Source organism: Lentzea sp. CA-135723 (genome assembly GCF_050936595.1).
Taxonomy (GTDB): Bacteria; Actinomycetota; Actinomycetes; order Mycobacteriales; family Pseudonocardiaceae; genus Lentzea.
Map to the genome: position 1 here is coordinate 6,890,790 of NZ_JBNJMK010000001.1, position 14,320 is coordinate 6,905,109.

11 protein-coding genes are annotated in these 14,320 nt (G+C 67.9%); 8 read left to right on the forward strand and 3 right to left on the reverse strand.

Translation table 11 applies throughout. From position 1 onward, the window contains the following. The first annotated feature begins 63 nt into the window (after positions 1 to 63). Positions 64 to 2,244 carry an SF1B family DNA helicase RecD2 gene (gene recD2 / locus ACQEU1_RS32300; RefSeq protein WP_433209876.1) on the forward strand — a complete coding sequence of 727 codons (2,181 nt, stop codon included), beginning with the start codon at positions 64 to 66 and terminating at the stop codon, positions 2,242 to 2,244. On the opposite strand, the gene ACQEU1_RS32305 is transcribed toward recD2, so the two are convergent. After that, complete coding sequence (locus ACQEU1_RS32305; RefSeq protein ID WP_433209878.1) at positions 2,219 to 2,983, reverse strand: alpha/beta fold hydrolase; 765 nt, start codon at positions 2,981 to 2,983, stop codon at positions 2,219 to 2,221. The two genes, recD2 and ACQEU1_RS32305, sit on opposite strands and share 26 nt — an antisense overlap. Before the next feature lie 372 nt (positions 2,984 to 3,355). Here ACQEU1_RS32305 and ACQEU1_RS32310 point away from each other — a divergent pair, with 372 nt between their 5' ends. From ACQEU1_RS32310 to ACQEU1_RS32325, 4 genes are all read left to right on the forward strand, one after another. Then, a complete protein-coding gene (locus tag ACQEU1_RS32310; RefSeq protein ID WP_433209880.1) occupies positions 3,356 to 4,630 on the forward strand; it encodes a M14 family zinc carboxypeptidase in 1,275 nt (424 codons plus the stop codon). Positions 4,631 to 4,643: 13 nt separating this feature from the next. Then, on the forward strand, positions 4,644 to 5,726 hold the full coding sequence (locus tag ACQEU1_RS32315; protein ID WP_433209882.1) for a serine hydrolase domain-containing protein: 1,083 nt from the start codon (positions 4,644 to 4,646) through the stop codon (positions 5,724 to 5,726). 81 nt (positions 5,727 to 5,807) lie between these two features. After that, on the forward strand, positions 5,808 to 6,899 hold the full coding sequence (locus ACQEU1_RS32320; protein WP_433209884.1) for a serine hydrolase domain-containing protein: 1,092 nt from the start codon (positions 5,808 to 5,810) through the stop codon (positions 6,897 to 6,899). Positions 6,900 to 6,901: 2 nt separating this feature from the next. Beyond that, positions 6,902 to 7,966: a serine hydrolase domain-containing protein gene (locus tag ACQEU1_RS32325; RefSeq protein WP_433209886.1), complete on the forward strand. Its 1,065-nt coding sequence runs from the start codon at positions 6,902 to 6,904 to the stop codon at positions 7,964 to 7,966. 61 nt (positions 7,967 to 8,027) lie between these two features. Here the strand turns inward: ACQEU1_RS32325 and ACQEU1_RS32330 are convergent, their stop codons facing one another. Further along, positions 8,028 to 9,656, reverse strand: a complete 1,629-nt coding sequence (locus ACQEU1_RS32330) for a glycosyl hydrolase family 18 protein (RefSeq protein ID WP_433209888.1) — start codon at positions 9,654 to 9,656, stop codon at positions 8,028 to 8,030. A gap of 236 nt (positions 9,657 to 9,892) precedes the next feature. Here ACQEU1_RS32330 and ACQEU1_RS32335 point away from each other — a divergent pair, with 236 nt between their 5' ends. The 3 genes from ACQEU1_RS32335 to ACQEU1_RS32345 are packed head-to-tail and all read left to right on the forward strand — an operon-like array spanning position 9,893 to position 12,055. Continuing rightward, complete coding sequence (locus ACQEU1_RS32335; RefSeq protein WP_433209890.1) at positions 9,893 to 10,759, forward strand: Scr1 family TA system antitoxin-like transcriptional regulator; 867 nt, start codon at positions 9,893 to 9,895, stop codon at positions 10,757 to 10,759. Next, entirely contained in the window at positions 10,740 to 11,387 is a 648-nt protein-coding gene (gene ribB, locus ACQEU1_RS32340; protein WP_433209892.1) for a 3,4-dihydroxy-2-butanone-4-phosphate synthase, read from the forward strand. Before ACQEU1_RS32335 ends, ribB begins: the two co-directional genes overlap by 20 nt. Beyond that, a complete protein-coding gene (locus ACQEU1_RS32345) occupies positions 11,384 to 12,055 on the forward strand; it encodes an HAD family hydrolase (RefSeq protein ID WP_433209894.1) in 672 nt (223 codons plus the stop codon). The genes ribB and ACQEU1_RS32345 overlap by 4 nt, the downstream gene beginning before the upstream one ends. Here the strand turns inward: ACQEU1_RS32345 and ACQEU1_RS32350 are convergent. Continuing rightward, positions 12,045 to 14,291, reverse strand: coding sequence for an ATP-binding protein (locus ACQEU1_RS32350; RefSeq protein WP_433209896.1), 2,247 nt, complete (start codon positions 14,289 to 14,291; stop codon positions 12,045 to 12,047). The genes ACQEU1_RS32345 and ACQEU1_RS32350 overlap by 11 nt on opposite strands. Positions 14,292 to 14,320: the final 29 nt, after the last annotated feature.

Here is a 14,320-nt window from a genome sequence, read left to right on the forward strand (position 1 = left end):
ATGTCGTGGAGGATGCCGGGACGAGTTGTGAAGATCGTGTGCAGAAAGCAGTAGGTTCGCCACATGAACGTCCTCGAAGCGGTCCTGGAGAGGATCACCTACGCCAACGAGGACAACGGCTACACCGTCGCCAAGGTCGACACGGGCAGGGGAGACCTGGTCACGGTCGTGGGCGCGTTGCTCGGCGCGCAGCCCGGCGAGTCGATCCGGATGCGCGGCACGTGGGGCTCGCACCCGCAGTACGGCAAGCAGTTCCACGTCGACGACTACACGACGATCCTGCCCGCCACCATCCAGGGCATCCGCCGCTACCTCGGCTCCGGCCTGATCAAGGGCATCGGCCCGGTGCTCGCGGACAAGATCGTCACCCACTTCGGCGTGCAGGCGCTCGACGTCATCGAGCACGAGCCGCAGAGACTCATCGAGGTCCCGAAGCTCGGCCCGAAGCGCACCAAGCTCATCGCGGACGCCTGGGAGGAGCAGAAGGCCATCAAGGAGGTCATGGTCTTCCTCCAAGGCGTCGGCGTCTCCACCAGCCTCGCCGTCCGCGTCTACAAGCAGTACGCGGACAAGTCGATCGACGTCGTCAAGAACGAGCCCTACCGGCTGGCCGCGGACGTCTGGGGCATCGGCTTCAAGACGGCGGACGTCATCGCCAAGGCCGTCGGCATCCCGCACGACAGCCCGCAACGGGTCAAGGCGGGCCTGCAGTTCACGCTGTCCGAGGCCACCACCAACGGCAACTGCTACCTGCCGGAACAGGCCCTCATCGCGGACGCCATCAAGATCCTCCAGGTCGACACCGGCCTCGTCATCGACTGCCTCGCGGAGCTGGTCGACGAGGAGGGCGTGGTCAGGGAGGAGCTGCCGGACGACGAGATCGCCGTCTACCTCGTCCCGTTCCACCGGGCGGAGATCTCGATGGCCGCCCAGCTCACCCGCCTGCTGCACACCGACGCCGACCGCATGCCGAGCTTCCAGACCGTCGACTGGGACAAGGCCCTCGCCTGGCTCGGCACCGAGCTCGAACAGCACCAACGCGAAGCCGTCCAACTCGCCCTCACCCGGAAGGTCGCCGTGCTGACCGGCGGCCCCGGCTGCGGCAAGAGCTTCACGGTCCGCTCGATCGTCCGGCTCGCCCAGGCGAAGCGGGCGAAGATCGTCCTGGCCGCCCCCACCGGACGTGCCGCGAAACGCCTCACCGAGCTGACCGGCCACGAGGCCCGCACCGTGCACCGCCTGCTGGAGCTCAAACCGGGCGGCGACGCGGCGTTCGACCGGGACCACCCGCTCGACGCCGACCTCGTGGTCGTCGACGAGGCCTCGATGCTGGACCTGTTGCTGGCCAACAAGCTCGTCAAGGCCGTCCCGCCCGGCGCACACCTCCTGCTCGTGGGCGACGTCGACCAGCTGCCGTCCGTGGGCGCGGGCGAGGTGCTCAGAGACGTGCTGGCGCAGGGCAGCCCGATCCCGAACGTCCGCCTCACGCACATCTTCCGGCAGGCCCAGGAGTCCGGCGTCGTCACGAACGCCCACCGCATCAACAGCGGCGACTACCCGATCGTCCAGGGCATGCCCGACTTCTTCCTCTTCAGCACCGACGAGGCGGAGGAGGCCGCGACGCTCACCGTGGACGTCGTCGCGAACCGCATCCCGCGCAAGTTCCGGCTCGACCCGCGCAAGGACATCCAGGTCCTCGCCCCGATGCACCGCGGCCCGGCCGGTGCCGGCGCGCTCAACACCGTGCTCCAGGAAGCGCTGACGCCGTCCAGGGAGAACCTGCCCGAGAAGCGCTTCGGCGGCAGGGTGTTCAAGCTGGGGGACAAGGTCACCCAGATCCGCAACAACTACGACAAGGGCCGCAACGGCGTCTTCAACGGCACGCTCGGCGTGGTCATCGCCCTCGACACCGTCGAGCAGAAGCTGACCATCCGCACGGACGAGGACGAAGAGGTCGACTACGAGTTCTCCGAGCTGGACGAGCTCAGCCACGCCTACGCCATGACCATCCACCGCTCGCAGGGCAGCGAGTACCCGTGCGTGGTCATCCCGATCACGACCAGCGCGTGGATGATGCTGCAGCGCAACCTGCTCTACACGGCCGTCACGCGCGCGAAGAAGCTCGTGGTCCTGGTGGGCAGCAAACGCGCCATCGGCCAGGCCGTCCGCACGGTCGGGGCGGGCCGCCGCCACACGGCATTGGCCCACCGCCTCCGCACTACACGGACTTCAGGTAGTCGGTGATCAGCCGCGCCCACGGCATCGCGGACTCCAGCGCGATCGCGTGACCGCACGGCAGGTCGGCGTACTTCGAGTTCGGAACGAGGTCCGAGACCTCCTTGCCCAGCTCGGGCGACAGCAGCTGGTCACCGGACGCGCCGATCACCAGCGTCGGCTGCGTGACCTGCGGCAGCACGTCCGACAGGTCGGTGCGCAGGATCAGGTCGATGTGCGCGGACGATCCGGTCGGCACGGACGCGCCGATCAGCTCGGCGAACCCCTCCGCCTGCGCGGGCGAGAGCCGGGCCAGGTACTGCTTGCTGCACATCAGCGACAGGATGTACCGCGCCAGCGCCGAACGCGGCCCGTCGAGCAGCGCCTTCCACTTGTCGATCTTCGCCTTGGTGGCGACGTCGATCTTGGTGAACGGCGTGCTCAGCACCAGTCCGCGCACGCGGTCTGGGTGCTTCACCGCCGTGGTCACGGCGATCGCGGAACCCATCGAGTAGCCGGACACGAAGAACGACTCGTGCCCGGCCTTGACCGCGACGTCCACCAGGGCGTCGGCGAGCTGCCCCAGGTCGAGCGCACCCGGCGCCTTCGGGGAGCCGCCGGAGCCCGGCAGGTCCGGTGCGATGACGGTGAAGTGCTGGGTCAGGGTTCCGAGGATCGGTCCGTAGTTGGCCTGGATGCTGCCGCCCGCGCCGTGCACGAGCAGGAGAGCCGGGCCACTGCCCTTGACGACGGTGGACAGGCCGGTCATGGGGAACCCCCGAGTTTTGTCAGTCCATGCTGCGAACGATGGTCGGCTCCAAGCCGTCGTCGTCGTCCGCGAGGGAACCGCGCCAGGGGAAGTCGAAGTGAGCGGCCTCGGTGACACCGTCGTTGTACAGATGATCCATGGCCTGGTCTCCTCAATCTTCCCAAGGTAGGTTTGTGCGCGGGACCTCGCTGTCCGTCGAGTCGGTTTCGGCCTCACCAGCACAATAACCGCTGCGGTGCTGGGAGAAATCCTATTGATTTTCGTCACAGAGCGCCAAGTGGCCGGTTTCCCGATCCCAAGCACCGGACGGTAATCATCCGGTCGGTCGAACGGACTGGCGATGTCCGGCCGAACGGGCCATCCTCGTTGATCATGCGGACCGCCGTCGCCCTGCTCGCCTGCACAGCCCTCCTGCTCGCCCCCGCGCCCGCGCCGGCGGAAGGTCCACAAGCGACATACGTGCTGCGCGTACCTGCACCGATGGGTGATTCTGCCCAGAAGTTGTTGCGCCTCGGTTACGACGTGTTGGAGCGACGTGACGGCGACGACCTCTTCGTCGTGGGCGGCAGGCGGACCGCGGACGAGCTCGCGGCGGACGGATTCCAGCCGGCTGTCGAGACGGTGATGCGTCCGTCTCAGTGGGAGCCGCGTTCTTTGGCCGACACCACCTATTACGGCGGCTATCGGACCGTCACCGCGCAGTTCGCCCATCTGAACGAAGTAGCGGCGGCACATCCCGAACTCGCGACCGTCGTCGACTACGGCGACTCGTGGCGCAAGACGCAGGGCAGCGGCGGATACGACCTGAAAGCAATCTGCCTCACCCGCAAAAGCCCAGGTGACTGCGCATTGACGCCGAACGCGCCCAAACCGCGGTTGTTCGTGATGGGTCAGTTGCACGCCCGCGAGATCACCACCGGCGACATGGCGTACCGCTTCATCGACGACCTGGTCGGCAGCGATCTCACCGCGATGCTGGACGACCTGGAGGTCTGGGTCGTGCCGATCGCCAACCCGGACGGCGTCGAGATCGTCGAGTCCGGCGGCGACACGCCCGTCCTGCACCGCAAGAACGCGAACGGCACCTGCGCGTCGTCCCGCGGCGTCGACCTGAACCGCAACGCGGGCTCGCACTGGGGTGAGGTCGGCTCGTCCACGAACAGGTGCGCCGAGACCTACCGCGGTCCGCGCGCCGACTCCGAGGTGGAGGTCCAGGCGCTGGAGTCGTTGTGGCGCAAGCTCTACCGCGACACCCGCCCGCCCGGCGACACCGCGGCGGCGTCAGCCGACACCACCGGCGCCGTGATCTCCATGCACAGCTACGGCAACTACGTGCTCTTCCCGTGGGGCTGGAGCACGCAGAAGACCGGCAACGACGCCGCGCTGCGCAAGATCGCTCAGGACATGGCCTCGCTGTCCGGCTTCACGGCCGGACAGCCCGGCGAGGTGCTCTACAACGCGTCCGGCGCCACCGACGACTGGGTGTACGACGACCTGGGCGTGCCCAGCTTCGTCTGGGAGATCGGCGCGGGCTCCGGCAGGTGCGGTGGCTTCGTGCCGCCGTACTCGTGCCAGAAGGACGTGCATTGGCCGAAAGTGCGTCCCATGCTCGTTTCGGCCATGAACGCAGCAAAACGCCCGTACTGACCGTTGTGGTGGCATGGGGAAACGTTTGCTGGCCACCACAGCAGCTCTGTGCCTGCTCTTCACGGGGACCGCGGTCGCCGAACCGCAGCAGGTGGACCGCAGGACCGTCCAGGAGGGGCTGGACGAGCTCGTCGCCATCGGGGTCGCCACCGGCACCCAGGTGCACGTGACGGACGGCCGGGCGGGCTTCACCGCGAGGTCCGGCACCGCCGAGAACACCAGCCCGCGCCCGGTGCCGCTGAACGGCCGCTTCCGCGCGGGCAGCATCACCAAGACGTTCACGTCGACCGTCGTGCTCCAGCTCGCCGGTGAGGGACGGATCGAGCTGGACGCGCCGGTCGACCGCTACCTGCCCGGCCTGGTCGACGCGCGCATCACCGTCCGGCAGCTGCTCCAGATGACCGCTGGGCTGTTCAACTACACGAACGCGCTGAAGTTCGACCCGCAGGGCTTCGAGCCGGACCGCTTCAGGAGCTGGACACCGGAGCAGCTCGTCGCGATCGCCACGGCCCGGCCCCTCGACTTCGAGCCCGGCACGCAGTGGAACTACTCCAACACCAACTACGTCGTGCTCGGCCTGCTGATCGAGAAGATCACCGGCAGGTCGTACGAGCGGGCCGTCGAGCAACGGGTGCTGAAGCCGTTGCGCCTCACCGAGACCAGGTTCCCGGACAACGACGTGGAGATCCGCGGCCCGCACGCCCACTCGTACGGGATCGTGGACGGCAGGCCCGTCGACACCACGCGCTTCAACCCGTCCGTCTTCTGGGCCGCCGGTGACGTCATCACGACCACCCGCGACCTCGACACGTTCTACGGCGCACTGCTCACCGGCAAGCTGCTGAAGCCGGCCCAGCAGGCCGAGCTCACGAAGACCACCGCGGTCAGCACCGGCTACGGCCTGGGTGTCTTCATCGACAAGGCACCGTGTGGCACCACGATCATCGGCCACTCCGGTGGCGTGCCGGGGTTCTCGAGCTACGCCTTCTCGACGCCGGACCTGAAGCGCCGGGTGGAGCTCTCGCTCTCCGCGGGCGTGGGCACCGGGGATCCCAACCCCGCGTTCGGCAAGCTGATCAACGAGATCTTCTGCTGAACGGAGCAAGGGACATCCCTGGGCTCTTGTGCGACTCGAGGTGGATGTGAGCGGACGCCCAGCCTCGATTAGCTGGGTCACATGGGGATACGACTGACAGCCACGATCACGGCAACGAGCCTGCTGGCTCTCACCACGGCGGGTGTCGCCTCGGCGGACACGTCGAGCGTCGACCGCGCGGTGATCCAGCAGGCCCTGGACGAGGTCACGCAGAGCGGAGCCGCGCTGGGCGTGCAGGCGAGGGTCACGGACGGGCGGCAGCGCTTCACCGCCGTGTCCGGCAAGGCGGAGCTGAACAGCGACAGGAAGGTGCCCGACAACGGCAGGTTCCGCGTCGGCAGCATCACCAAGACGTTCGTGTCGACCGTGGTGCTCCAGCTGGTGGGGGAGGGCAAGGTCGACCTGGACGCACCCGTCGTCCGCTACCTGCCCGGCCTGGTCGACGAGCGCATCACCGTCCGCCAGGTCCTGCAGCACACCAGCGGCCTCTACAACTACACGAACGGGTTGCCGCTCGACCCCGACCAGTTCGAGCAGATCCGCTACAAGCACTGGGAGCCCGCCGAGCTCCTCGCGCTGGCCACGAGCAAGCCGCTGGACTTCGACCCCGGCACGCAGTGGAGCTACTCCAACACCAACTACGTCGTCGCCGGCCTGCTCGTCGAGAAGATCACCGGCAAGCCGTACGAGAAGGCGGTGGAACAGCGCATCCTGAAGCCGTTGCGCCTGAACGACACCGAGGTGCCGGGCGACAAGGCGGCCATCAGCGGCCCGCACGCGAAGGCGTACTGGGTGGTGGCGGGCAAGCCGTCCGAGATCACCAGGATGAACCCGTCGGTCGCCTGGGCGGCGGGCGAGATGATCTCCACGACCCGCGACCTCGACACGTTCGTCGACGCCCTGGCCGACGGCGAGCTGCTGAAGCCCGCGCAGCAGAAGGAACTCAGCAAGACCACCGCGGTGAGCCCCGGCTACGGCCTCGGCCTCCAGGTCGAGACCCTGCCGTGCGGCGCGAAGGTGTGGGGCCACGGCGGCGGCATCCCCGGCTACTCGTCGCAGCTGCTGACCTCGCCGGACACCAAGCAGCGCTTCGAGCTCAACGCCACCAGCGGCCCGGCCCAGGGCGACCCCGGCGAGGCCTTCAACCGGATCCTCACCGAGGTGTTCTGCTGACCATGAGACTGGTAGCCGCACTCACCGCCGCCGCGTTGCTGGCCACCGCCGGCACCGCTGCGGCGGCACCGCCCGAGCACGACGCCGTCCAGCGGACCATCGACGAACTGACGAAGTCCGGTGGCGCGCTGGGCATCCAGGTGCTCGTCGACGGCCGCGACACGCTCCGGTCGGGATTCGCCGAACGCGGTTCGCGCACACCCGTGCCGCACAACGGAACCTTCCGCATCGGCAGCGTCACCAAGCCGTTCGTGTCGACCGTGGTGCTCCAGCTGGCCGGAGAGGGGAGGCTCGACCTGGACGTGCCGGTGGTCCGCTACCTGCCCGGCCTGGTCGACGCCCGCATCACCGTCCGCCAGCTGCTGCAACACACCAGCGGCCTGTACGACCACGCGGAGGCCCTGCCGCTCGATCCGGCCGGGTTCCACGCGATCCGCTTCAAGACGTGGACTCAGCAGGAACTCGTCGACATCGCCACCAGCCGCCCGTTGCTCTTCGAACCGGGCACGGGGCAGAGCTACTCCAACACCGGCTACGTCGTGCTGGGTATGCTGATCGAGAAGCTGACCGGCAAGCCGTACCAGCACGCCGTCGAACAGCGCATCCTGAAGCCGTTGCGGTTGAAGGACACCGTGCTTCCACGCACCACTGTGGACATTCCAGGACGGCACGCGCACGGCTACTTCCCGGACGCCGCAGGCAACATCATCGACGTCACGCGCCTCAACCCGTCGTGGGGAGGAGCGGCGGGGGAGATGATCTCGACGACCCGCGACCTGGACGCGTTCCTGGCCGCACTGCTCGCCGGTAAGCTGCTGAAACCCGCCCAGCAAAGGGAGTTGACCGCCACCACGGCCGTCAGCCCCGGCTACGGCCTGGGCCTCTCGGTGGTGAAACTGCCGTGCGGCAACACCATCTACGGCCACGACGGCACGATCCACGGCTTCGCGTCGTTGATGCTCGGCTCGCCGGACGGCAAGCGCTTCGAGCTGTCCGTCACCGACAACGGCAGCAACGCCGAACCCGGTGACGCCTACCGCGAGCTGATGAACCAGCACTTCTGCTGATTCCGGGCAAAACAAAAGGGGAGCTGGGTTGACCCAGCTCCCCTCCCGGCGTTTATGAAGATCAGCCGAGGCCGTTCTTCATCGCTTTCACCAACTCACCGTTCGAGGTGTCTCCGGACATCTCCCAGAAGAAGGCGCCACCGAGACCCTGGCTGTTCGCGTAGCTCATCTTGCTGCCGATGGTGGCCGGGGTGTCGTAGCTCCACCACTGGTCGCCACACTTGGCGTAGGCCGTGCCCGCGACGGTGCCCGTGGCCGGGCAGGACGTCTTGAGCACCTTGTAGTCCTGGATGCCCGGCTCGATGCCCGGCGCGGGGCCGGTCGCCGTGCCGCCAGGGGCCGCCTGCGAAACGCCGGACCAGCCGCGGCCGTAGAAGCCGATGCCGAGCAGGAGCTTCTTGGACTGGACGCCCTTGCCCTTGAGCTTCTGGATCGCCGCGTCGGAGTAGAAACCGGCGGTCGGGATGCCGGCGTAGTTCGTCAGCGGGGAGTGCGGAGCCGTCGGACCCTGAGCGGCCCACGCGCCGAAGTAGTCGTACGTCATGACGTTGTACCAGTCGACGAACTGCGCAGCGCCGGCGTAGTCAGCGGCGTCGATCTTGCCACCGTTGGTGCCGTCGGCCGTGATGGCCGAGGTGACCAGGTAGTTCTGGCCGAACTTCTGGCGCAGCTTCTGCATCAGCAGGCGGTAGGAGTCGAAACCGCTGGAGTCGCAGGTGAGACCACAGGCGTTCGGGTACTCCCAGTCGATGTCGATGCCGTCGAACAGGCTCGCCCAGCGCGGGTCCTCGAGGAGCGAGTAGCAGGAGTCCGCGAAGGTCTGACGCGACTGCTCCGTGGCCGCCGCCTGCGCGAAGCCACCGGACCAGGTCCAGCCACCGAAGGAGTAGAGGACCTTGATGTGCGGGTACTTCTTCTTCAGCTTGATCAGCTGGTTGAAGGCACCGCGAACCGGCGCGTCCCACACGTCGGCGACACCGTCGACCGACTCGGCCGCCGTGTACGACTTCTCGATCGCCGGGAACGACTCACCGATCACACAACGGCCGTTCGTCACGTTGCCGAACGAGTAGTTGATGTGCGTGATGTTCGCGGCCGTGCCGGAGGTGTCCATGTTCTTCGGCAGGTAGTTCTTGGCGGGGTAGGTGCCCCACTCGGTGAAGTAACCGAGGTTCACCTTGCCACCGGGCGGCGGCGTACCAGTCGTGGTCGTCGTCGTGGTGGTCGTGGTGGTGGTCGTCGTCGTGGTCGACGTGGTGGTCGTGGTCGTCGGGTTGGTCCCGCCGGCCTCACACGAGCCACCGTTGAGCTTGCAGTTGGTCGGCGCACCGAACGTGCCGGTGTACGAGCCGTTGAAGCCGAAGCTCACCGACCCACCGACACCGATGTTGCCGTTCCAGGTGTTCTTGACCGTGACGGTCTGACCGCTCGTCGTGTACGAGCCGTCCCACAGCGAGGTGACCTTGTGGTTCGCCGGCATGGTGAACTCGACGGTCCACGACGTCAGAGCCGCCGCGCTGTTGTTCTTGATCGTGTACTTGCCCTCGAAGCCCGTTCCCCAGTCCGAACCCTTGGAGAACGTGGCGGAAACGCCACCGGCACCGCTAGCAGCGGGCACGACGACGATTCCGAGGACCAACGCGGACAGGGCCGCGAAGAGAGCAGCTAGATGCCATCGGAACTTGGACATCGGTCTCCTCAGTCGCAGGGGGTACCGGAACGATGTGGTTTAGACCACTCGAAGGTCAAGGTCTAGACCTCTGCCGTCACTCGAACGGAGCAGTCCGAAAACGGTTTAGTAAGCCCGGCCTGTCTTGTTTCGGTCTGTTTGGTTAACCATTGGAGGGGTTCCGAGACGACAGCCCTTCGGGCGGACTTCCGCCCAGGTGACTGTGCGAAGAGGACGGTCGGCCCTAGCTTCGTTCCATGCCAAAGCGTTTCTCCACGGCACGCGGCCGCGAGTTCGGCGACGCGATACGGGCGGCGGTCGCGAGCACGGGCATGTCCGCGCGCGAGATCTGCGAGAAGATCGACTGGGACCCAGGCAAGCTGTCCGACCTCATGAACGGCAAGGGCGGCTGTACAGAGGTCGATCTGGCGATCTTGCTCAGCTTCTGCCGCATCGTTCCAGAAGAGCGCGACCACCTGATGAGCATCCACGACGACACAGGCCAGAAGATCTGGTGGCAGCACTTCGCCGACCAGCAGTCGTTCCGGATGCGGACCTTCCTCGAGCACCTGTGGAAGGCCAAGGAGTTCGTCGTGTGGCAGCCCCTCGTGCTGCCGGGCCTCCTCCAACTCCCCGACTACCTGCGCGCCGTCTGTCTGGAGACGGTCAACCTGCCACATGAGGAGATCGAAGACCGCGTCACCGGCCGCCTGGCGATGCAGCAGGTCTTCCGGCAACGGCTCGACTGCACCTTCTACGTCCACGAGCAGGTGCTGTTGTCGCGGGTGGGCGGCGCGGACGTGATGCGGTTCGACCGGCACGAGCCCGTGGTCTTCCTGGAAGCCGAGAACTCCATCCTCGTCGTCGAGCGCAAGGACTCGATCCGGGACTGCGAGGACATCCTCAAGGCCCTCGAACGCAAGGCCCTGGACGAGGAAGCCTCCCCAGCCAGCACTGACAATTTTCGGCCCTCGCCACCCCTCCCTCGCGCTCCGGCGCTCGTCTCGCGACCCGCCCCCGGCGCGGCTCGGCAAGTTCGCACCATCGGGTCAACCCGGCTAGTCCGCCGAGCGTCCCCCACGCCCGTTGCCAACGATGAGGGGCGTGCACTTCACCGTTCCTGAACAGGCAAGACGTGACCACACGGTCGAATCCGCTCTCGCCGACCTGCGTGCCGGACGCCCGGTGATCGTGGTCGACGACGAGGACCGCGAGAACGAAGGCGACCTGGTCATGGCCGCCGAACACGCCACCCCGCACGCGTTGGCGTTCTACGTGCGGCACACGAGTGGGCTGGTCTGCGCGCCGATGGCCGCGGAGGTGGCGGACCGCCTCAAGCTGCCGCTCATGGTCCAGGACAACGAAGATCCCGAAGGCACGGCGTTCACGGTGTCGGTGGACGCGTCCGCGGGCATCGAGTCGGGTATCTCCGCGGCCGACCGGGCCCACACGCTTCAGGTTCTGGCCGATCCGGCGAGCACTCATCGAAGCGTGCGGCGTCCTGGGCACGTGTTTCCGTTGCGCGCGCGTGAGGGTGGTCTTGCCGTGCGGCGCGGGCACACGGAGGCGGCCGTTGAGCTCATGCGGTTGGCGCACCTCCGGCCCGTGGCCGTGATCAGCGAGATGTGCAACGAGGACGGGAGCATGGCGCGGGTGGCGCAGCTGCGGAAGTTCGCCGAACAGCACTGGTTGAAGCTGGTGTCCATCGAGCAGATCGCGGCCTTCGCGCAGGAGGGTGTGGTGGCGCGATGACGTTGCTCGCGACCGTTTTCGACCTCGACGACACGCTGGTCGACAGCGGCCCCACCTGGCAGCGGGTGATCGGTGCCGTCGCCGCCCGCCACGGCTACCGGTGGACCGCCGCCGACTGGGCCGCGATCCAGGGGACGTCGATCTGGGGTGCCTACCTCGCCGAGCGGTGCGGGGATCTGAGCGCGGAACGTGCGGTGTCCGAGTGCGTCGACGGCATGGTGGACGCCATCGCACGCGGCGAGTTCGGGCTGCTGCCCGGCGCCGCGGAGCTGGTGGCGCAGGCCGCTGAGCTGGGGCCGGTCGGGCTCGTGTCGGCGTCGCCGCGCAGGTACGTGCGGGCGGCGGCTTCGGCGTCCGGGCTGCGCAGGCACGTCGAGGCCATCGTGACCGGCGACGACGTGACGCGCGGCAAGCCGGCGCCCGACCCGTACCTGCTGGCCGCGCGCAAGCTCGGGCTCGACCCCGTGAACTGCCTGGCGGTCGAGGACTCGGCGTCCGGGATCCGGTCGGCGCACGCGGCCGGGATGACGGTGCTCGCGATTCCCAACGCCACGACCGCCCGCAACGCCGAAGTGCTGAAGCTGGCCGCACTTCAGGCCGTGGACGCGAAAATCGCGGCGAAGGAAATCTGTCAACTGTGGGTAAACGTTTACGCGCTCAGCCGATAGCGCGTTCCGCTCCCCACGCGGCGATGTCCTCCCGGCTGCTCAGGCCCAGCTTGTCGCGCAGCCGGTGCAGCCGGGAGGCCACGGTCCGCACGGACACGTTGAGGCGGTTGGCTATCTGCTGGTTCGTCAGGCCGGTGGCCAGCAACGCGATCACGCGGCGTTCGTGGTCGTCGAGCGAGTCGAACGCGGCCTCGGTGCGGTCCAGCCACACCTCGTCCTGGATGAACGCCTCGGTTTCCGCAGCGCTCAACGGCGTTGATGCAGCTTCTGCGCGCGCAACGGGCAGCATCAGCCGTGCGGTGCGCATGGCTCCGTTGACCTTCTCTGCCCAGAACGGGTTCGGCACGACACCGACGGAACGGCGCATGGCGCGTCCGGTGGCTTCTAGCCGTAGCGCGCGCTCTGCTTGACCGCGCGTCAACGCGACCACGGCCAATCCCTCAAGAGCGTCTGGGGCGGTCAACGGGTTGATGCCGTCCATGCGCAGTGCTTCCTGGAACGCGTGGGTGGCCTCATCGAGGTCGCCCTGCACCAACGCGACGGCGCCCCGTGTGTTCAAAGCAGATGCAATGCGCGCGGGGACGCCCGACGCGCGCGAGATGGGCAACGCCGACATGACGTTCTCTTCGGCGCGTTCGTGCTTTCCCAGCGACAAGGCCGTGCGTGCCAAATCGACCAACGCCGTCGCACGGGCAAGTGGCTCACCCAGCAACTCGGCGACCCTTAGGCACTCGGTGTTGTTCTTGTCCGACGCCTCCCACTCGCCGGACGACTGCTGCACGGCCGCCAGCGTGCTGCGACTGCTCATCACCAGCGCCGGCTGCCCGATGGTCCCGACCAGCCGCGACACCTCGGCGGACAGTTCGGCGGCCTCGTCGTGGTCACCCTGCTCGGCCGCGAACCGGGCGGCGTGGTTCAGCGCCACGCAGCGGTAGTCGTCCCTTGTGGACGGTCGGCGCAACGCGTCCCGCAGCATCACGCGGGCCTGCCCGAGCCGTCCTCGCCGCGCGGCGCAGTCGGCCAGCGCGGAAGTCAGCAGCAGCAACCGCTCGTCGGCGCGATCCGCCGCCCACTCGACCGTGCCGAGCAGGCTGTCGACGTGGTTGTCGAGCTTGTGCTGCACGTCCGCGGACATCGACAGCGGCGCGGTGACCAGCACGTCCGACAGGTCGGTGAACCAGCGGGCCAGCGCCTCGTAGGCGACGTCCAGCTCGCCCGCCGCGAGCAGCTTCTCCTTGGCGTGCAACCGGATGGTCTCCAGCTGCCGGAACCGGGTCGTGCCGGGCACGGCCGTCACCAGCGACTTCGCCTGCAACCGCGACAGCACGTCCAGCACCGGTTCCGCGGACCGTTCCGACGAGCAGACCTCGGTGGCCGCGGCCAGGTCGAAACCGCCGTCGAACACGGAGAGCCGACGCAACGCGAACTGCTCGTCCGGCTGCAACAGCTGGTAGCTCCAGTCGATGGCCTCCCGCAACGAGCTCTGCCGCGGCGACTTGCGGCAGCCCAGGGTCAGCAGCTCCAGCGGTTCGTCCATGCGGTCGCAGATGTCCGCGACCGGGAGCAACCGCACCCAGCGCGCCGCCAGTTCGATCGCGAGCGGCATGCCTTCCAAACGCGCGCACAGCAGCGCTACAGCAGCTGTGTTGTCCACGGACAGACGGAAGTCGGGCTTGCGTTCGCGCGCACGGTCCACGAACAGCTTCACGGCCTCAGAGCGTGGTGCAGCAGTAGTGACCAGGTCGCGGTCCGTCGACGGCACGGGCAGCCCTTCGACGGGGAAGCTGACCTCGCCGGTGATCCACAACGCCTCGCGCGACGTCGCGAGCACCCGGACGCCGGGGCAGCGGTTCAGCAGCACGTCGGTGAGCTCGGCGCAGGTGTCGAGGAGGTGCTCGCAGTTGTCGAGCACCACGACGACCCTCATGTTCACCAGCGTCTCGAGCACGGTGTCGCGCAACGGTTCGTCGGTCTCGGCGGCCACTCCGAGCGCATCGGCGAGGGCCGGTACGACGTCTCGGGACGTGGTGATCTCGCCCAGTTCGACGAGCAGGACGCGGTCCGTGCGGCCGCGCCGCAGCCGTCCGGCGGCCTCCAGCGCGAGTCTCGTCTTGCCCGCACCCGCACTGCCCACGAGCGTAACGAGACGATGCCTGCGCAACAGCTGGTCGAGCTTCGACAGCTCCTGCTGGCGGCCCACGAACGTGTCGCGCGCAGCAGGCAGGTTGGACAGCACACGCAGGTTTTGCCTGGTAGCGGGCGTTG